We start from the raw sequence: 20,552 nt of genomic DNA, 5'->3' as shown, positions 1-20,552 counted from the left end.
CCACAAGGCGCTTCCTGTCAAAATAATCGCCGAATAACGTAAGAACCCAAACCCTGCTTATGAAGCATAAATGGCTACTTTTCTACGGAGCTATACTCGCTGCTCAGGGACTAATGGCCCAATCCGTTAGTCCTGCCAATGCGCCACTGTATGCCTCGGCCTGGACCAGTCATACGGATGGCAATCTGTCCGCCATCGTCACCATTACGGGGACTGTAACGGATGAGAAAGGCGGTGCGCTGCCCGGTGCTACCGTAACGCTTAAAGGCTCGTCCATTGGTACGAATACCGACGGCAATGGCGCGTACACGATTCGCATTCCAGATGGCACCAAAGACCCAGTGCTGGTCTTTTCCTTTATTGGTTATCAATCGTCGGAAGTAGCCATTGTCCGTCAGACCACGGTGAACGTACAGCTACAGGGGGATGCAAAGTCGCTCAACGAAGTCGTGGTCGTTGGGTACGGGACACAAAAGCGTTCCGACATTACGGGGGCGGTGGCGTCGGTACCGAAGGGGCGGCTGTCGCAGTTGCCGGTTACCAACGTGCTGCAATCCATTCAGGGAGCGGTGGCTGGTCTGAACATCTCGCAGTCGTCGTCGGTACCCGGAACGGCCCCATCGGTAACGGTACGGGGACAGAACTCAATCAACGCCAACTCCGGCCCGTTTGTCGTTGTCGACGGTATTCCAATCAGCAAGACAGGCGGTTCGCTGGCGGATATCAACCCCAACGACATCGAGAGTATCGAAATCCTGAAAGATGCATCGGCGGTGGCGATTTACGGAACCAACGGGGCTAATGGGGTTATTCTGGTGACGACCAAACGCGGTACGACCGGCAAACCAACCATCCGGTACAGTAACTACGTCGGCGTCGAAAACTTTTCCAACGTACTAACACCTCGTACCGGCCCTGAATACGCGCAGAAATATGCCGACTGGCTGTCGCAGACGAATCAGAAGCAGGTTAATCCGGTGCCGAACTTTGGTGAGTTGCCCAACTACAACGCGGGCATCACGACCGACTGGTTTAAGGAAGCTACGCAAACGGGTGTCTTGCAGGATCACAACCTGAGCATTTCGGGCGGTACCGACAAGGTGCGCTACTTTATTTCGGGTGAATTCCTCGATCAGAAAGGCGTTATCAAAGGCTACCAATACAAGCGGGCCAGCTTCCGCTCAAACCTCGATGTCAACCTGACGGATTACCTGTCCGTGGGAACGTCCCTGTTCATCGCCAACAATAACCGAGACGGCGGGCGGTCCAACTTTTTGTTTGCCACGGCGATGAGTCCGTACGGTCAGCTTTACAACACCAACGGTACCTACGCAATCTATCCGATGTACCCGGAGTTGCTGTATACCAACCCGATGCTGGGGCTGGTGACCCAACGCGTTGACCGCAACACGAACCTGAACGGAAACGGCTACCTCGAACTAAAGCTGCCGGGCAAACTGACCGGGTTGAAGTACCGGCTTAACATGGGGTACTCCTTTATTCCATCTCGTACGGGGAGCTACGTCGGTCGCGCTGCCAACGACCTGCTCGGTACCGCCAATACCTTCTATTCAGAAACCAACAGCTACACCATCGAAAACATCCTGTCGTACGCGAAAGACTGGGACAAACACCATTTCGATTTTACGGGGCTGTACAGCGCGCAACAACGCCGATACAGTGAATCACGGGCCAATGCCGTTGGCTTCGTCAACGACGAACTGGGCTTCGACAATCTGGGGGCTGGCGCTACGCAGACGAGCGGTTCGTACGCGGATCAGTACCGACTGAATTCGCAGATGGGCCGAATCAACTACAACTACGACAGCCGCTACCTGCTGACGGTGACGGCCCGGCGTGACGGTTCATCTGTCTTCGGAGCCAACACCAGCAAGTTCGGGCTGTTTCCATCGGTCGCGCTGGGCTGGAATATCAGCAACGAAGGCTTTATGAAAAACGTGCGGGGTATATCAAACCTGAAGCTACGGTTCTCCTATGGGAAGGCAGGCAATGAAGCGATCAGCGTGTACCGGACTATTACGACGAGCAACACGGTTCGGTCACCCTTCAATGGCGTCAGTACCATCGGTGCGGTGGCAGGTAACCTAGGTAACGCTAATCTGCAATGGGAAACCACACTCAGCCGCAACCTGGGAATCGACTTCGGATTTATCAACAACCGCATCAACGGAAGCATCGACGTTTACCAGAACAACACCAAAGGACTGCTATTGCTGCGGAGCCTGCCGATTATCACCGGCTATCAAAATGTATTCGACAACCTGGGCGAAACGTCCAACAAGGGTATCGAGCTAACGCTGAATACGCGTAACTTGGTGAAAGGACCGCTGAAATGGGAAAGTACGGTTGTCTTCTCATCGAACCGCAACCGCATTTTAGACCTGTATGGCGACGGAAAAAGCGATTTGGGTAACCGGTGGTTTATTGGTTCGCCAATCGGCGTTGTCTATGATTATCAGATGACGGGTGTGTGGCAGCAGGGCGAAGATGCTTCTTCGCAGGACCCCGGCGCGAAAGCGGGTGACCTGAAATTTGCGGATACCAACGGCGATGGCAAAATTACCGCCGACGACCGGATTATTCTGGGGCAAACGGCTCCTAAATGGCAGGGTGGCCTGACCAATACGTTCCACTTCGGTAATTTCAACCTGAATGTATTTGTCCAGACGGTGCAGGGCATAACCCGTAACAACTCCGACCTAAGCTATGGTGACGAAAGCGGTCGACGCAACACGCCACAGGTTGTTGGGTACTGGACCGCCGAGAACATGAGCCAGACGCGTCCGTCACTAGCGTATAACAACCCACGGGGCTACGGCTACGCATCGAATGCCAGCTTTACCCGCCTTAAGGATGTTACACTCAGCTACGTCTTCGGACAAAAACTGCTCGACCGGCTGGGCCTAGGCAGCGTAACGCTCTACGTCAGTGGTCGGAACCTGTATACGTTCACCAATTGGATTGGCTGGGACCCCGAAGCGGTTCAGCAGCCCCGGGGAACACAGGCTAACAGCAGCGATCCGAACACCAGCTGGACCAACAACTATCCAGTGACGCGCTCGTTCGTGGGAGGCCTTAACATCAGCCTTCGCTAATGAATTCGTACGAGAGGGCTGTTCTACCAGTGGCAATGGCCCTCTCGCTCTATCACCGCACCGGCGACCCGGTCTTTCAACATTTGTTGCGACGCATTTTACCCATGAAAGCATACATCAAACTTGGCGCGCTGGCGTTGCTTGGACTAGCATCAGCCTGCAAAAGCGACTTCCTGGCCGAAAAGCCGTATTCGAGTTACACCCCCGTTACCCTCAACGACTCACTCGGCACCGATGCCTCGTTGGTCGGTCTGTACAACCACGTCAGCACCATTTTTTCCTACGCCGATCAGCAGGGGTGGCCCAGCGTTTGGCAGGTAGGAACCGACGTAGCCAACGCAACGGCCAATCAGCAGGGAATCGAGATCCCGTACTACAATTACGCGCTGTTGACGCCAACCGATGGAGCGGCTTCCTTTACCTGGAATCGTAACTACATCCTGGTTAACCTGACCAACATCATCATCAACAGCATGGATTCGCCCACCATGACCAGTCTGAGCACGGGCGGCAAAGCACGGGCCAGTGCCGAAGCCCGCTTCTTCCGGGCCTACGCTTACAACAACCTGGCGACCTGCTTTGGTGGCGTTCCTATTCTGACGCAGGCGTTAACCGGTCCCAAAACGGATTTTGTGCGGGCTACGCTGGACGAGGTGAACAAACTAATCGTTGACGATCTGACGTATGCCGTAGCGAATTTGCCTGACATCGAGAGCGTCCGGGCCAATGCGGGTGGGGCCAAGCTGTATGGTCGGGCCAACAAGTTTATGGCCATGCAATTACTGGGCGAAGCGTATCTGCGCATGGGTAAACCTGAACTGGCTGAACCTCAGCTACAGGGTATCATCAGCAGCGGGCGGTTCAGTCTGATCAAACGGCGGTATGGCGTTGGCACCAGCCAGCCCGGCGACTTTTACCACGATATGTTTATCTACGGTAACCAACGCCGGTCGCAGGGCAACACCGAAGCCATCTGGGTACTGGAACAGGAGAATCCCAGCGTCGTAGTAGGAGGGATCACCAACAACCCGCAGCAGCGTCGTGTCTGGGGACCCGCTTATTATAACATTGTTGGTATGTCCTTGTCGGATTCGACGGGCGGGCGCGGTATCGGGCGGTTGCGGCTCAGCAACTGGGTGCTATACGAACTGTACGGGTCGGGCGATGTTCGCAATTCGCAGTATAACATCCGTCGTCGGTTTATCTACAACGACCCCAGCAAAACGGCTACGTTTGGTAAAGTGGTGCCGTACACGGGCACGGATACGCTGTTCAGCATTGCCCCGCACACAACCAAGTGGTATCAGTACAACCCTACCGATGCGTTTGGCTTTGCGATGATTAAAGATTTTATGCTGATGCGACTGGGCGAAACCTACCTGTTGCTGGCCGAAGCGCAGTTTAAGCAGGGAAAACTAGCCGATGCCGCCAACAGCATCAACGTACTGCGTCAACGGGCCTTTTCCAGTTACCCAAACACTGGACAGGTATCGTCATCTGACATTACGATGGACTTTATTCTGGACGAACGCGTCCGTGAACTGATCGGAGAAGAAAACCGGCGGATGACCCTGATGCGGACCAAAACGCTGGTCGATCGGGCAACGCGGCTCAACAGCAACAGTGCCGTCAACCCGATTCGGGGTCTGACGACCACGCACCTACTAATGCCAATACCGCTAGGCGAGATTCAGCTTAACAAGGACGCCGTGCTGGCGCAAAATCCAGGTTATTAGATACCGACGCGGATAAGCTAACGCGCAGAGATTGATGGCTTTTGCGCGTTGGTCCCGTAGTTAAACCACGCAACGACATTTGTTATGCCTGTCCATCCGTTTATCCGCCAAACCCAGTACTGGCTTTTGCTCGGCACCACGCTGCTAGCCTGTAGGGGTAGCGGCCAACCGGCTGCTCCTTCCTCGGATTCGCCTGCGCTGCCGGGGTGGCGGCTGGTCTGGGCAGATGAGTTTACTACCGATGGAGCCCCTGACCCGAAAAACTGGACTTTTGAGCAGGGATTCGTTCGAAACCATGAGCTACAGTGGTATCAGTCCGACAACGCTCGTTGCCAGAACGGTATGCTGGTGATCGAGGCCCGACGCGAACAGCGGCCCAATCCGACTTACAAAGCGGGTAGCAGCGACTGGAAAACAAGCCGCCCCACCATCGACTACACAGCGGCCAGCCTGAACACGCGTGGGCTACATCAGTGGCAGTATGGCCGGTTCGAAATGCGGGGACGTATCGACACCCGTGCGGGACTATGGCCCGCCTTCTGGACGCTAGGTACAGTGGGCGAGTGGCCCAACAACGGCGAAATCGACATCATGGAATACTACCAGGGTATGCTGCTGGCAAACGTAGCCTGGGGAACTGACAAGCAGTGGACAGCGAACTGGCGGAGTACGAAAAAGGCCGTGTCCAGTTTCAGCGACCCAAACTGGGCTGATCAGTTCCACGTCTGGCGCATGGATTGGGACAAAACGGCTATTAAACTCTACGTTGACGACCTGTTGCTCAACGAAGTAAACCTAACGGACACTGTTAACAGCGATGGTAAGAATCCGTTTCATCAGCCGCACTACGTGTTGTTGAATCTGGCGTTGGGTGGCGACAACGGCGGAGACCACGGACCGACGACTTTTCCGACCCGGTTTGAAGTCGATTACGTACGGATCTATCAAAAATAGCGGAGCAACGGCGACCGTAATCATCTTGTAATTTTCTCATTCTTATGTTTTTACGTTTTTTAACGGTTGTTTCTGTGTTTTGCCTGACCGGATCGCTGGCAACGCAGGCCCAAAACAAACCGCAGCATCAAACCGAATTTAAGCCCGGTGCCGTCTGGTACGACGACAAAGACGAGGTCATCAACGCCCACGGTGGAGGACTGCTGTACGACAAAGGCACCTACTACTGGTTTGGCGAAAGACGCGGCAAATCGGCCTCCGAGGGAGTCAATGTGTATTCCTCAAAAGATCTTTACAACTGGAAAATGGAAGGGTTGGCCCTGGCTAAATCCACCGATACGACCAGTGAGATTGCTACCCACGGCCTGATGGAACGCCCCAAGGTAATCTACAACCCCCGCACGAAGCAGTACGTCATGTGGTTTCACCTCGAACTGCCGGGTCAGGGTTACAAGGCCGCTCGCGCCGGGGTCGCCGTCAGTAAAAACGTTACCGGTCCGTACGCCTACGTAAAAAGTTTTCGTCCTAACGGCCATATGTCACGCGACATGACCCTGTACGTTGACGACGATGGTTCGGCTTACGAGATTTATGCCGCCCGCGAAAACTACGATTTGCGCATCGTAAAGCTGACCGACGATTACCTGTCGGCCACCACACAAGACACGCTGCTGTTCAGCAATCACCGCGAAGCGCCCGCCGTTTTCAAAAAAGACGGAAAATACTTTCTGATTACCAGTGGATGCACGGGCTGGGCGGCCAACCGGGCTAGTCTGCACGTGGCCAACTCGCTGTTTGGGCCGTGGCAACCCGTAGGCGATCCAATGAAAGGACCGATGGCCGATATCACCTTCGATGGTCAGTCAACGTACATTCAGCCGGTGCAGGGCAAGAAAAATGCGTTCATCTTTATTGCCGACCGCTGGAACCCTAAAGACCTCAAAGACAGTCGCTACTTATGGCTTCCCATATCATTTATTGCTAATCAGCCGGTGGTGCAGTGGACCGACGCCTGGACGCTGGACACCTGGAAAAACTAGCCCATGCGTGCCGGATACTCCTGGTAAAACCATTTGATTGCTGGCGCGTTTAGGAGAAATGCATAGAAAACTACTTTTTCCGAAGGCATTTTTCGTTGGGCTTTGTACGGTTCTGTTGTGCTTAAGTGGCTTTCCTCTCCGGGCTCAACTGCGGCTTGACCTGGAATCGGGGCTGGTCGTAGGAAGTAACTACAACAAGGTCAGGATACCCAATCAGGGTGGTACGCTCGTCAATCTGAATGACAATTTAAGCGCGAAGCCAACGGTGTTTTACCGTGTTCGGCTGGGTTATACAATCGCGAATCGTCACACGGTATCGCTTTTGTACGCTCCGCTGACGGTGCGGTACACCGGCGCATTCGGACAAAATGTTAACTTCAACAACCAACTTTTCGCGGCCAATCGACCAGCCACCGTTGACTACACATTCAACTCGTATCGGCTGACGTACCGGTATGATTTTGTTGCCAGCAAGCAATGGCAGGTAGGTCTGGGTTTGACCGCCAAAATTCGGGATGCCAACGTCCGGTTTTCTGACGAGTCAGTCAGCACACACTTCGACAATCTGGGGGTTGTACCGCTCATTAATTTCCGCGTTGCTTACAAACCCGGTGACCATTGGGGTGTGCTGCTGGAGGGCGATGCGCTGGGTTCACGTTTTGGTCGTGCCGAAGACATCTTTCTGGGCGGTACGTATTCCCTGAGCCCCACAATCGGCTTAAAAGCGGGTTACCGGGTCGTAGAAGGGGGCGCAAATGTGGACGAGGTGTACAACTTCACCTGGTTAAATTATGCCTCTGCCGGATTGCTGATTTCTCTTTAGAAAGCTTTCCAGAAATTTTCAGCAAGTACAAGAAGCAAGTCATTCAATGCTTAGCGATTCGATGAGTTGTTAAATCGCTAAGCACTGATCTAGAGTGGTTCTTACTCTTTTTTGGAAGCTAACGTATTACCCGCTTGTATGACCGCCTGATTTACCTGACGGATGCGGTCTACCTCCATTTTCTCGACCTCGCGGTCATACGTGAGCAGGCCGTTCACCTCGTGTTCAACATCCGTCGTTTGGGTGTAAATCGCAACACTCAGCCCCCGATAGCGCATCAGTTGCTCCACCTGATCCAGTAAGAAAATGTACCGGTCGGTTAGCGCGGATTTCGTTGGCTCGTAGGCGTACGCATTATTTTCAACCGGCCACATATGCCCGCGAATAAATAAGCCAACCCCGCCAAATTCGCCGAGTGAAGCTGCTCGCTGGCTATCTGGCTCCGAAGCTTTCGTGGGACCAACGTAAATATGGGTGTCTACAAAATCACCGTTTTTAGGATCTCCGTACGCTTTTTGGTACGATGGATTGTTGTTAAAACCCGAATTGCCGTTGACCAGCCGTGAAGGATCATAGCGTTTAACCCAATCTGTAATATTTTTCACGTCAAACGCGCCCCAGTTTTCATTGAAGGGTACCCAGGCAATCACGGACGGGGAGTTGTAATGAGCGTCGATAATTGCTTTAAGCTCGCTGCGGAACGTGGATCGTGTTTTCAATGTATCTTCGTCGGGGTACCAGATCGCAGGCATATCCTGCCAAACCAGCAATCCCAGCTTATCAGCCCAGTAGTAAAACCGTTGAGGCTCGGTTTTCATGTGCTTGCGAATCAGGTTGTAACCCGCTTTTTTCGTAAACTCAATATCTGATTTTAACGCATCCTCCGTGGGCGCGGTCAGGATACCGTCGGGCCAGTAGCCCTGGTCAAGCAAGCCAAGCTGCATAACGAACTTTCCGTTCAACAAGGGACGCACAACGCCATCAACCTTGCCAAGGGCTACGTCCCGCATTCCAAAATAGCTCATCACTTCATCCTGCGCTCCCCCATTCCCCGACTTCAGCGTAATTTTCAGATCATACAGAAAAGGCGAGTCCAGCGACCAGACCTTTGGGCTCGCTATTGGTAGGTAGAAAGCGGTCCCCGAAGTTCCATCGGCTTTGGTAACTTCTTTTTTTCCGTCCAGAACAAGCGCTGACACCTTAGCTTCGGAGCTGGTGTTCACCTCAATCTTCAATCGCTTGCCTGCCAGATCAGGAAGAATACGGATGTTTTTGACGTACACGTCAGCAACAGGTTCAAGCCACACCGTCTGCCAGATACCGGATGTAAAGGTGTAATCACCACGCGGGCCGTTTTTGCCGGAAGGCGTGCGCCCATCGTTCGAATCGTAAGCAGCTACAACAATACTGTTTTCGCCGGGTTTCAGTAGGGCTGTGATGTTGAACGAAAACGCATCGTAACCACCCGAATGGCTGCCCGCTTTTTGGCCGTTTACAAAAACAGTTGCCTTGTGATCGACGGCCCCGAAGTGAAGAATGACCTGGCGGCCCTTCCAACTGGCAGGAAGTGTAAACGGGCGCTGATACCACATGTTGATTTCCTGCTTCCGCTTGATGCCCGACAGGACCGATTCCGGACAATAAGGGACCCGTATCGTTGCAGAGCGGGCCGGAAACGTCATGACCGTTGCGGGATTCTCGGCGGATGCGACGTTCTTTCCACCCTGGTAGTTCCAGTTTCCGTTCAGGCAAAGCCATTCATTGCGTTGAAGCTGCGGACGTGGGTATTCGCTGAGCGGTACTTGAGCAGTCATAGCCGCTTTCGTCCAGCGAGTCGGCAATTCCGCTTCCTGCGCCCTGGCTGGTTGCGAGAGAGCTCTAGTGATAGCTGTAAATAAGGCCAGCGAAACCCAGCCAACGTGCTTTAGGATTCCTATATGACCTGAGCGTTTAAGCGAAAAGAACCTTACGGCTTGTTTGTTGTTCGTTGTGCATCCTGGCTGTTCAGCGGCAATATTACTCATCGTATTCTTGACCATTTTTTCTTGAAAATGCTTTTCGGAGAAGCATCACTAAAGCGAGATTGGTATGTTCAGTAGAGGAAACTTACAGTAGGAGGTATTTAATCGTACATTCTACTTAGATTCAAGACTACTAATCGTGTTGAGAACAATGAAGCTTAGCATAGGCTACTAAGTAAAGTTGCTCGTTCGTGTGTTTTTAATCCACAGTTGGCTTTTCCAAATCAATATGAAGTGTGTTGTTGCTCTGGTACTAATTGGTTTACTGAGTACGGCTTGTCAGCAAAAGACAAAAACAGAAACCAGCGAACCACCCATTGCTGTGCTGGCCCAGCCCGCTTACCGGCTCGGTGACACCCTTTCCATCCAATTGAGTACAGCACTTAGTCAGGTAAGCGTCCAGTGGGATAACCTTCAGGCCATACCGGACCAGCCCATCGGCAATAGTCTGAATCTTAGCTCAAAAGGCAAGACAATTGGTCTGCACCAACTCATTGTCAACGGAACAACCGCAGCTAAAGAACCCGTTCATGATACGTTAACCGTTGAACTGTGGTCCGATATCAAACCGCAGCGGCTAACGTATTCCGTCCTACAAACCTACCCGCATCAGGCCAGCAGCTTTACCCAGGGGCTTGCGTTTTATAAGGGAGTTCTGTACGAAGGAACCGGCCTGAATGGTCAGTCCAAACTGATGAAAATAGACGTAAAGACGGGGTCAATACTTCAGTCCGTTCCGTTACCCGAAGAGTATTTTGGCGAAGGCATCACCGTCGTTAATGACCGCATCTACCAGCTGACCTGGACTTCGGGGCGCTGTTTTCGCTACACAATGGACATGACCTTGGAAAAAACCTTCACCTACCACACGCAGGGCTGGGGAATCACACACCGGGACACAACGCTTATTGTCAGTGATGGCTCCAATCGATTGAGTTTGTATTCTCTTGACTTTCAAAAGACCGGAGAACTCGTCGTATACGATGACAAAGGGCCGGTCATGAATCTTAACGAGTTGGAATATGTCAACGGCTACATCTTGGCTAATGTCTGGAAAACAAACCGCATCGTACTAATTGATCCGGTATCTGGAAAGGTTATCGGTGAATTAAACATAGACCCTACACTTCCCAAAGGGATCGATACAAAAGAGAATGTGCTAAACGGAATCGCTTATCAGGGAATAGAAAACGCTTTGTTTATCACGGGCAAGAACTGGCCGTCGCTGTTCAAGATTCAGGTCAATGGCCTACTTCAGACAAAGCCCGCCGTGGCCCTGGCTCGTCGCTGACATCTCGATGTCAGCGGGTGTGTACTTAGCACCAAAGAGTAGCGAAACCGAATCGTAATAACACTCGTACGTCGCGCTTCCAGCCGAAGCCTCCTGACCTTTTAGTAATAAACTGAATAAGAAAGAGCTGACTTTTCATGAACACATAGACCGTAACAGACAGTATTAGTTATAACAAATCCCATGTATGACATTTGTTACAACTAGTCCACAACGTAAATTTGATCTGTGAATAGACGCCTAACCCCCGACGATCTTCAGACCAGCCCCTACAAGGAATTGATTCAATCACTGGCTTTTCAGTGGGTACGCGCCGAGCTACCCGCCCAGGACCTGGCTTACGAGGATTACCTTCGCAACATCAGCACCTTATTACTAACCACACAAAATCCTGATCGAACCGCGTCAATCGTTCGGGCCGTTCTTGATCAGGCAACCGCTCTCCAAAAAACGTCGGTATGGGTCGAGGAAGAACTCAAATTTGAGGGCATGATTGAGGGAGCCGACCGAGCCGATTTCCTCCGATTCGACCTTCAACAAGCCGCCCGGATCAACGATGCGCTACTGGACCGGTACAATGAACGCATAAACCGCTTTGGCAACAAAGACGAGTAAGCTTTAGGGTATTTACTGCGTTGTATTATGAAGTAAATAAAGTCGTGACGCCCGCTTTTCAGGTTATCGATTGTCATTTACTTGCGAACTAATCCTAGCCAATGATCTTACCGAAAGAAAGAGACCCAAGGTTTATAACCCTAAGACGGGGCGGATCATTAACCGATGCAACGCATCATTTACTGGCCGAATGGGCTGCTACCTGTGCGGAACATGTTCTTTATCTGTTTGAGCAAGCGAATCCGGATGATAAACGACCCAGACAAGCTATTGAGTTGACGCGTGCATGGATCAACGGGGAGATAACTATGAAACAAGCCCACCAGGCCGCTTTTGCGGCCAACGCTGCGGCAAAAGGATTGCCCGATTCGGCCCGGTTTGCGGCTCTGGCAGCCGGACAAGCCGTGGCGGTAGCGCACGTGGCGGCCCATGAGTTGGGTGCCGCTGCCTACGCCATCAAAGCGGTAAGAGCGTCGGTTGACGAAACGGAGAAAGAAGAAATAGGAAGCCGGGAATGTCAGTGGCAGCGGGATCAGCTTAGCGATACTATTCGTGAGCTTGTTCTGGATGACCAATCCCAGAGAAATCACCTGTGCTGGTCTGTCTTTAATTGCTAAATTGATCAAATGAGCCCTGACATGTGCGGCTGGTGGAAATAAAGTTGAAACCCCTGACATAAGGCTGTCATTGCGCGGTGGTTAGTTTGTGTCGTCATCAAAACGATCAGCAACATGAACGATAACCAAGCGCCAAGAATCAAACCGGTGCCTGACCAATACACCGCAGTAACGCCCTGGATTATTTCTCCTTCTTCGGCAGGCCTAATTGATTTTTTGACGGCAGCCTTTGATGCCCAAGAAGTTCCGAATAGTCGAATAACAAATGAAGACGGTATTATCATCCACGTCGTAGTGAAGATAGGCGACGCAATGATTCTGCTTTTTGACTCAAGGGAAGGTTGGCCGCCAAGTCCCAGTTATCTAAACCTGTACGTTGAAGACATTGCGAGCACCGCTCAGAAAGCTCAGGAGTTAGGAGCTGTTTTGGTTACCAACAGTACCGAGTTGTGGTTTGGCGAAAAAGTTTGCCGGCTACTAGACCCCTTTGGCAACCTCTGGTGGCTAAACCAACGTGTTGAGGCCGTAGATTTTACGGACCCCAGGGTTGGCCAACGAGCCTCGACCGACGAAGCGATAGCGGGGATTGCTTACATTCAAAAATCGTTGAACGAAGCGATGCTCCGGCAAAAAGACTTTTTTGCAAACAGCGGTGAATAGAGTAGAGTAGTACCGATAAAGCACACCTACGCGTTCAAAACAAAGTAAGCCAAAATGGATGTTTTTGTCATCCCGACGCCAGGAGGGATCTTCGAGAGTAGGTGTCGTATGCCCTTTCCGAAGATCCCTCCTGGCGTCGGGATGACAGAAATGGCATTGTTTCAGACACCCTTTAAGCGATTGATTTTTTCGTCAGGAGAATAAAAACGATGTCAAAACATAATAGTAGACTAACAGCCTGCCATTTTATAGTGTAAAGCTTTGTATCGAACGACTATGGCTCCAGTTCACGTCAGCTTAGCCAGGACAGCACTGGGCAATAGACCATAATATCGCTTGAAGACAGCGGTAAAATGAGCCGGGCTTTTGTAGCCGATGTTGTATGAGATTTCACCGATGGTTTTTTCCCCTTCCAGCAACCAGCGGTGCGCATCTTCCATGCGTCGTTGGGTAATATAGCTCAGGATCGTCGTACCAACTTGTTCTTTAAAGCCTCGTTTTAGTTTAAACTCGTTCAGCCCGACCAGTTTAGCCAGTTCAATAATTGTTGGTGGAGCAACGTAATGAGCATCCAGCAATTCACGAGCCTGGTGTATCTTACGATAATCCGCTTTATTGAAAAAGGGAATAGCTTCCTCCCGCGTCTGCATTTGCTCTAGCTGGAGCATCAACAGTTCGGTTACCTTGGATTCCAGATATAATCGCTTTAACGAACCCGTTCGCTGACAGCCGCGCATATCCCGAAGCACGGAAGCGATGGCAGGGGTGATGGGCAAGTTTGTTTGAAAACTGCACGTGGTCTTTTGTTTGTCCAACTGCAAAGCGAACTGTCGGTGCAGATCGCTGTCGGCGGGCAACAGCCGGAAATACGTTTCTTTCGGAATGATGACAACGCTGTAGTCGAGGGGATGATCGGAAGCCAAAAATTCATAAACGCTTTTAGACCGGGGAAAATAGCAGATATTATGCTGCCCGGTTGAAAAGGCGTGGCGGGTAGCCTGCCCAATCGTTTGAAACCGACTACTTCCCTTTAATGCAAACGATAATTCCACAACGTCCTCCTCAACTTCCTTGCTCAATTGCACCGTATGCGTAAGCTGTAACTGGCAATGAGCCATCATAAAGCTTCCCGTTGTGATCTGAGTAGCGGTAATGGTCCCCACCTGATTATGCTGCGATATAACCTGCTCTTCCCGAAAGAATTCCTTGTAACGATCCTGTTTTGACAACTCGCCCCTGTACAAAAGTATATCCGAGCCATTAAGTTTTAGCATTATTTCCATAAAAGCCCGATTCTGTTAGATATAATCCCGATCCCGGTATTCACGCCATTCATTCAGGGCGCAATTTTGCATTAAATTTTAATTAATCTAAATAAAAACAAAGTGTACGATTTTACTCGATTTGACCGATCTAGGAGCTGGTCTTTACTCGCCAGGCTCGGTTACAGCACGTAATCAAGTGGTTCCATTTACATACTCCGATGAGCGTCGGGATTGACGCCCACAACTTTAGATTAGTAAATCGCAATGCATTTTGCCAAACAGTTTAGTACAGGATTTCTATGCGTCCTGTCAATTCTTACACAGGCCCAATCGATAGGGAGCCTGCACGGGCGGGTCACTTCGGAGCAGGGAGAAGCGCTACCAGGCGTGACCATTATGGTCGCCGGAACAACCAAAGGTGTTAACACTGACAACGCCGGTCATTACCAACTAAAATCAATCGCTCCCGGTAGTTACACGCTGACTGTATCATTTGTCGGGTACCAAACGCAGCAGAAAGCCATTACCGTAAAAGAAGGCGAAAACCGATCGCATACCTTCAGGCTGGTTTCGGCCACGCATGAACTCGAAACGGTATCGGTGATCGGGCGCAGCGAAGCGAAAGAAGTAAACCGCCAAGCGTTCAACGTAACGGCTATTGACGCCAGCAAACTGCACAACTCTACGCTGGATTTATCGCATGCGCTCGACCGGGTATCGGGCGTACGGGTCCGCGAAGCGGGTGGCGTCGGTTCGAACATCAATTTTTCGCTAAACGGTTTTACGGGACGGCAAGTCAAATTCTTTATCGACGGGGTGCCCATGAACAACTTTGGTTCGTCGTTTCAGATTAACAACATTCCAATCAATCTGGCCGAACGCGTTGAAGTTTACAAAGGTGTTGTGCCCATCTGGTTAGGGTCTGATGCACTAGGCGGAGCGGTCAACATTGTCACCGGTAATCGGCAGCGTACGTTTCTGGATGCGTCTTATTCATACGGCTCGTTCAACACCCACCGCACGGCCATCAACGCCGGTTACACGGCAAAATCTGGATTTACGTTTCAACTCAATGCGTTTCAAAATTATTCGGACAACAACTACTGGGTAACGGTCGACGTGGCCGACATCAATACGGGGGAGTACTACCGCAATCAGCGTGTCCGGCGTTTCCATGACACCTATCACAATGAAACGCTGGTCGCCAATGTGGGTGTAGTCGGTAAAAAATACGCTGACAAGCTGCTGGTTGGTGTCACGCTGGGCCAAAATCACGCTGATATTCAGACGGGTGCGCGTATGGTTAGCGTATTCGGTAATTGGTACCGGCGGGGTAACATTGTGATGCCCAGCATCCGATACCAGAAAGATAATCTGTTCGTAAAAGGGTTAAATGTTCGGCTTACCGGCAACATCAATCTGGGTCAGGAGCAAAACGTCGATACGGTTTACCGGCGTTACAACTGGTTTCAGCAGTTTAAGCAGTACGACGGGCTAGGCAGCGAGCGCGAACGGTCGCTCTATAAGTTCCGCAACAACAACGGACTAATAACGGCCAATGTCAGCTATCAGCTATCCGAGAAGCATTCGATAAGCGTCAACAATGTGTTTAATACGTTTAATCGGCGGGGTTCGGATGCGTTGTATCCCAACAGTGAACGGTACGAACAGCCGCGGGTTAACACCAAAAATATTCTGGGAATTGGCTATCGGTACGATTACAACGACCGCTGGAACACGTCGCTATTTGTCAAGCAATTTTCCCAGCACAACAAGTACGGCGTAACCTATAATCCAAGTGGTAACTTCGGTGATGTAGCGTATCTAACGCAGAAAAATTCGTTCAGTCAACTAGGCTACGGGATTGCGTCCTCATACTTCGTCAGAAAGAATTTCCAGTTAAAAGCCTCCTACGAAAAAAGCTACCGGCTGCCCGAAACGGACGAATTGTACGGTGATTTGATCAACCTAGAAGGCAACATTAACCTAAAGCCCGAAACAAGCAACAATTACAACGTTGGATTCAGTTACCTGACCAATCTCAGTCGCCTTCACCGGTTTACGTTCGCCGGGAATGTATTGTACCGCGACGCGCAGGGCTTTATCCGGCCCCGGCTGAACACAAACCAGACCAAGCAGGTCATGGACAATCTGGCCGACGTGACAAATCTGGGTTTCGACGGAGAAGTCCGCTATTCATTCAAGCAGCTGCTGACGGCGGGCGTCAACATGACGTATCAAAATCTCCGAAACAACACCCGATTCGAAGATGGCTACACCGGAGAAAGTCCGCTGTTCCGCGATCGGATTCCAAACATGCCCTTTATATTCGGTAACGCCGATGCTTCGCTTTTCCTGCGCAATGTAGGAGCCCCCGGCAACACGCTCACCTTTGGTTATAACCTCCTTTATGTGCACGCATACTACCTCTACTGGCCGAGTCTGGGTCAGGACAAGCTGGACATTCCACAGCAACTGGCTCACGACGCCAACATTGTGTACGCGCTGGCTAACGGCAAATACAACATTGCGCTAGAGTGCAAAAACCTGCTGGACAGCAAGTTGTACGACAACTTCAGCCTCCAAAAACCGAGTCGTGGCTTCTACGTCAAGCTCCGATACTTTGTCAGTAAATAATCGCTTTAATTTCTACTAATCATGTTTCATTCCAACAAAACCTTGTTCATGGCGCTGGCGTTGGGCCTGTCGCTGACTGCCTGTCAAAAAGAAACAACCCAGGTTGATCCGGGCACGGGCACGGGCACGGGTACCGGAACCGGTACCACCCCCGTACCAAACGACGGGACAAAAGTAAAATACATTATCTCGGCAACACCGGTCGGCTCGCAGGGCGTCGCGGATTATTTGTTAACCGCTGATACGCTCACGAAAGGAACCGTTTCGACACGGGGTACGGGCATCGAACAGGATGGTACCTACCGCTATTACGTAACGCACAAAAACCGCTTTTTTAGCCTGCTTTACGGGCAGGGCAATCCGGGCGCGGTAACAACGTACACCGTGAACTCGGCGGGTAAGCTGGAAAAAGTGTCGGATTTTCAGGCCGAAACTGTACAGGTTTTTGCGCCCATGAAAGATGACATCGTAACGGTTAAAGTACCCCGGACCGGCAATGAGAGTGCTTCGTTTTACCGGATTGATGCCGCCAGATCGAAAGTGGCTGGGGAAGCTCAGGTCAATATCGTCAAACTGGCGGGCAATGGCGAACGGGCTCACTTCACCTGGGCGACGCAAGTTGGCGACAAACTGTACGCACCGTACATGAGTATCAAAGGAGTAGCCCCGGATGCATTTGGTACAAACAACCCCGACAGTGCCTGGGTAGCCGTGCTGTCGTACCCTTCATTAGCAGTCGAAAAAGTAATCCGGGATAACCGCACCAGCTTTATCGGTCGTTATTTTACGAACGGGCTAACGGTTGACGAACAGGGTGATGTTTATGCGTTCTCATCCGGCGTCGCGACGAACAGCGGCAAACTAACGTCAACGAAACCCTCGGCGGTTACCCGGATCAAAGCGGGTACGACGGAATTTGACAAGAGCTATCTGTTCAATGTAGAGCAGGCTTCGGGTGGCTATAACCTCAACACGCACTTGTACGTGGGCAAGGGAAATTACATCCTCACGATGAGCAGCGCGGCAGAGAAAGGCGCTTACGTAACCGGCAAAAAATTAGCGATCGTCAACGTGTACAATCAGACGTTCAAGTGGGTCGAAGGTATGCCAGCGGTGGCTGAAATCACCCAGATTACGACCGGACAAAACAGCTATTCACCCAAAGATGGCAAAACTGGTCTTATGGGCTTGACACTCACCGACGGAACCAGCTACATCTATCAGATCGACGCCAGCACAGCCCAAGCCACGCGTGGTATTAAAGTTGACGGTGGTACGATCACGGCGGTCAACTGGTTAACGTACAAATAAATACATCACTTTCCCGACAGTCGTGCCCATCCCTTCGATGAGCACGACTGTGTTCTCTTACCGATTCGAAATAACCTGTGACGCTCATGGACACGAAGACTGTCAAAAAAAAGAAAGAATCGTCTCGCTCGCTTTTTTACCGTATTTCTGCCTGGCTTCACCTTTGGCTGGGTCTTGTTACGGGCATTGTTATGATCATCGTGTGTCTGACGGGATGTATCTGGGTTTTTCAGGATGAAATTACCAGCCTGGTCTTAGAACCGGAAGCAAATGTGTCGTACCAAGACAAACCCGTTGTGCAGCCCTCGCATATTATGGCCATTGCGGCCAACGAATTTCCGGATAAGCGCGTCGCCAGTGCGTATTATCTACAGGGAAGGGCTATTGAAGTAATCATAGGGGGACGGCGTAGGGGAGGGCCAACGCTTAAAATTCACCCGTACACGGGACAGATTATGGGCAAAACCGTACGCAAGGAAGGCGAGGTAAGCTTTTTCCGGTGGGTGCTGAATGGTCACCGATTCTTGTGGTTACCCTTCAAAATAGGCCGTCCGATTGTTAACTACAGCACCTTGATTTTTGTCATTACACTTATTACGGGTATGGTGCTCTGGTGGCCACAAAAGTGGACGAAAAGTACGCGTGAACGAAGCTTCACCATCAAGTGGAACGGTTCTGCCAAGCGCGTGAACTATGATCTGCACAACGTACTCGGATTCTATTCATTGCTAGTCGTAGCGGCTATTTCGATGACCGGTATGGTATACGGTATTGAGTGGTTCAGCAAAGGATTGTACTGGACCACAACGGGTGGGAAAACCCTTCCTCCTTACGCCCAAAATCATTCAGATACGATACAAACGCTTCGTCCTTACACGCCCGCGCAGGCTGCTGACGGTGCCTGGCAGCAGGTAGCCAGCAAACATCCGGATTCAAAGGGTTTCTTTATGATGTACCCCGATTCGTCCGACCGGAAAGCGCCCATTACGGTTACGGTTTATCCATCGCGTGGCAAGTTTTATGATAATCAGGGATACGCTTTTGACCAGTTTACGCTGAAACCGCTTCCGAAAGATGAAGTCTACGGCACCAAATTTTCGGAGGCCTCTTTCGGCAATAAGCTTCGCCGGATGAACTACGATATTCACGTTGGTTCGATTCTGGGCTTACCTGGTAAGGTACTGGCTTTTTTTGCCAGCCTGATCGGAGCCAGCTTACCCGTAACGGGCTTTATTATCTGGTGGGGTAAAAAGAAAAGAGGAACTAAGAAAGGTAAAAAGTCGAAAAGCCAGGCCAAACAGGTGGACCCTACGCAACCGTTTCAACCCGCGCGTCGATCACCCGTAAACAGGACAGTGGGCCCTGTCTTTGTGCCTTCCACCCATTCTAATCCGACTTCTGACTCAACGAATGTGTAAGTTGACCGACAAAATCATCGCCTATTCACAGCAAAACGGCTACCGATACGCGGCAAAACGGGTAGCCGTCGCCCTGACGCTCAGTCAGTTCAAATCGTATACCGATGCCGATGTACTGTGGCTCTCGCTCCGGGTCAATTACCCGCGAATCAGCAAAGCGACCGTCTACATTTCCTTACGTTGGTTATTGACGGCCGGGTTGGCCCAGCGTAAACTACGGCAGGACCGGGTTTGTACATACCGGATCGTTCGGACAATAGTCAATTGACATGAGTGTCTCCCACCCCTCACACGAATCAAATCTTCTTATTAGCTACAATCATGAATCGTTTTTTTAGTCTTGTTTTCCTCTTTGTTACCTTCGCTTGTATTGACGTATATGCTCATGCGTTATGGATCGAAACCAACCCGACGGGCAGGATCGGCCAGAAGCAAACCGTCAAAATAAGCTACGCAGAACCCGGCGAATCGCCCGAAAAAATCCAAGACTGGTATTCCGATATTAAGGCGTTTGAACTTTGGCTGATCAGCCCTAGTCAGCAAAAAATCAAGCTAACGGTCACGCCCGCCGACAATCAGTACATAGCTGAGTTTACGCCCGAATCGGACGGCGTGTATACGCTCGCGGTAGGGCATCTGGCAAAAGATCTGGGCGGAAATACCAAGTACCAGTTTAACGCCACTGCCACCGTACGCGTCGGCAAGGCCCTAACGGCATCGGCTGCGTACCCCAACGATTTGAACGTAGCCCTAACGAACGTTGCCAAAGTCTATAAAGTCGGGCAGCCGGTTGCCTTGGCGGGTATTTTTAATGGAAAACCATCCGACAAACTACGCGTTTCGGTTCATTCGCCCAGCGGATGGAACAAAGAGATTTTTACCAATGCCGAAGGAGTTGCCGAGTTCACCCCAGTCTGGCCAGATACGTATCGAATTGAAGCATCCAAAAGCGAAAAGGAAACCGGCGAGCAAGGAGGCAAGCCGTATCAATCGGTTTGGCGGTGTGCTACTTACGTATTTGACGTAGCGAACTAACCTGTTTTCGTTA

16 protein-coding genes are annotated in these 20,552 nt (G+C 51.2%); 14 read left to right on the top strand and 2 right to left on the bottom strand.

The features are described 5' to 3' along the window. Window positions 1-59: 59 nt before the first annotated feature. The 5 genes from M0L20_RS28140 to M0L20_RS28120 all read left to right on the top strand — a co-directional run bounded on the left by M0L20_RS28140 (window position 60) and on the right by M0L20_RS28120 (window position 7,669). On the top strand, window positions 60-3,116 hold the full coding sequence (locus M0L20_RS28140; protein WP_248480520.1) for a SusC/RagA family TonB-linked outer membrane protein: 3,057 nt from the start codon (window positions 60-62) through the stop codon (window positions 3,114-3,116). Further along, window positions 3,116-4,852 (top strand): RagB/SusD family nutrient uptake outer membrane protein, encoded by a 1,737-nt coding sequence (locus tag M0L20_RS28135; protein WP_248480519.1) that lies wholly within the window; start codon window positions 3,116-3,118, stop codon window positions 4,850-4,852. Before M0L20_RS28140 ends, M0L20_RS28135 begins: the two co-directional genes overlap by 1 nt. 84 nt (window positions 4,853-4,936) lie before the next feature. Next, window positions 4,937-5,806, top strand: coding sequence for a glycoside hydrolase family 16 protein (locus tag M0L20_RS28130; protein WP_248480518.1), 870 nt, complete (start codon window positions 4,937-4,939; stop codon window positions 5,804-5,806). Between the two features lie 44 nt (window positions 5,807-5,850). Beyond that, a complete protein-coding gene (locus M0L20_RS28125) occupies window positions 5,851-6,846 on the top strand; it encodes a glycoside hydrolase family 43 protein (RefSeq protein WP_248480517.1) in 996 nt (331 codons plus the stop codon). A gap of 58 nt (window positions 6,847-6,904) precedes the next feature. Then, window positions 6,905-7,669, top strand: coding sequence for a porin family protein (locus M0L20_RS28120; protein ID WP_248480515.1), 765 nt, complete (start codon window positions 6,905-6,907; stop codon window positions 7,667-7,669). A 101-nt stretch (window positions 7,670-7,770) separates the two neighbouring features. Here M0L20_RS28120 and M0L20_RS28115 read toward each other — a convergent pair whose 3' ends face one another. Beyond that, window positions 7,771-9,708, bottom strand: coding sequence for a glycoside hydrolase family 2 protein (locus M0L20_RS28115; RefSeq protein ID WP_248480513.1), 1,938 nt, complete (start codon window positions 9,706-9,708; stop codon window positions 7,771-7,773). 211 nt (window positions 9,709-9,919) lie between these two features. Here M0L20_RS28115 and M0L20_RS28110 point away from each other — a divergent pair, with 211 nt between their 5' ends. The 4 genes from M0L20_RS28110 to M0L20_RS28095 all read left to right on the top strand — a co-directional run bounded on the left by M0L20_RS28110 (window position 9,920) and on the right by M0L20_RS28095 (window position 12,873). Next, the gene (locus tag M0L20_RS28110) at window positions 9,920-10,981 is read left to right on the top strand and encodes a glutaminyl-peptide cyclotransferase (RefSeq protein ID WP_248480511.1); all 1,062 of its coding nucleotides are present in this window, start codon (window positions 9,920-9,922) and stop codon (window positions 10,979-10,981) included. Between the two features lie 228 nt (window positions 10,982-11,209). After that, window positions 11,210-11,596, top strand: coding sequence for a hypothetical protein (locus M0L20_RS28105; protein ID WP_232563987.1), 387 nt, complete (start codon window positions 11,210-11,212; stop codon window positions 11,594-11,596). A 101-nt stretch (window positions 11,597-11,697) separates the two neighbouring features. Beyond that, window positions 11,698-12,213, top strand: a complete 516-nt coding sequence (locus tag M0L20_RS28100; RefSeq protein WP_248480508.1) for a putative immunity protein — start codon at window positions 11,698-11,700, stop codon at window positions 12,211-12,213. Between the two features lie 114 nt (window positions 12,214-12,327). Then, window positions 12,328-12,873, top strand: coding sequence for a VOC family protein (locus tag M0L20_RS28095; RefSeq protein WP_248480506.1), 546 nt, complete (start codon window positions 12,328-12,330; stop codon window positions 12,871-12,873). A 287-nt stretch (window positions 12,874-13,160) separates the two neighbouring features. Here the strand turns inward: M0L20_RS28095 and M0L20_RS28090 are convergent, their stop codons facing one another. After that, entirely contained in the window at window positions 13,161-14,156 is a 996-nt protein-coding gene (locus M0L20_RS28090) for a helix-turn-helix transcriptional regulator (protein ID WP_248480504.1), read from the bottom strand. A gap of 246 nt (window positions 14,157-14,402) precedes the next feature. On the opposite strand from M0L20_RS28090, the gene M0L20_RS28085 reads away from it, so the two are divergent. The 5 genes from M0L20_RS28085 to M0L20_RS28065 all read left to right on the top strand — a co-directional run bounded on the left by M0L20_RS28085 (window position 14,403) and on the right by M0L20_RS28065 (window position 20,539). Then, window positions 14,403-16,775 carry a TonB-dependent receptor gene (locus M0L20_RS28085; RefSeq protein WP_248480502.1) on the top strand — a complete coding sequence of 791 codons (2,373 nt, stop codon included), beginning with the start codon at window positions 14,403-14,405 and terminating at the stop codon, window positions 16,773-16,775. Between the two features lie 21 nt (window positions 16,776-16,796). Further along, window positions 16,797-18,086, top strand: a complete 1,290-nt coding sequence (locus M0L20_RS28080; protein WP_248480500.1) for a DUF4374 domain-containing protein — start codon at window positions 16,797-16,799, stop codon at window positions 18,084-18,086. 86 nt (window positions 18,087-18,172) lie between these two features. After that, window positions 18,173-19,504, top strand: coding sequence for a PepSY-associated TM helix domain-containing protein (locus M0L20_RS28075; protein WP_248480498.1), 1,332 nt, complete (start codon window positions 18,173-18,175; stop codon window positions 19,502-19,504). Beyond that, the gene (locus M0L20_RS28070) at window positions 19,497-19,772 is read left to right on the top strand and encodes a transcriptional repressor (RefSeq protein WP_248480496.1); all 276 of its coding nucleotides are present in this window, start codon (window positions 19,497-19,499) and stop codon (window positions 19,770-19,772) included. The genes M0L20_RS28075 and M0L20_RS28070 overlap by 8 nt, the downstream gene beginning before the upstream one ends. Window positions 19,773-19,825: 53 nt before the next feature. Continuing rightward, entirely contained in the window at window positions 19,826-20,539 is a 714-nt protein-coding gene (locus M0L20_RS28065; RefSeq protein ID WP_248480495.1) for a DUF4198 domain-containing protein, read from the top strand. Window positions 20,540-20,552: the final 13 nt, after the last annotated feature.

The organism is Spirosoma liriopis (genome assembly GCF_023196085.1).
GTDB classification, from domain to species: domain Bacteria; phylum Bacteroidota; class Bacteroidia; order Cytophagales; family Spirosomataceae; genus Spirosoma; species Spirosoma oryzicola.
This window is presented reverse-complemented; position numbering and strand designations above follow the sequence as displayed.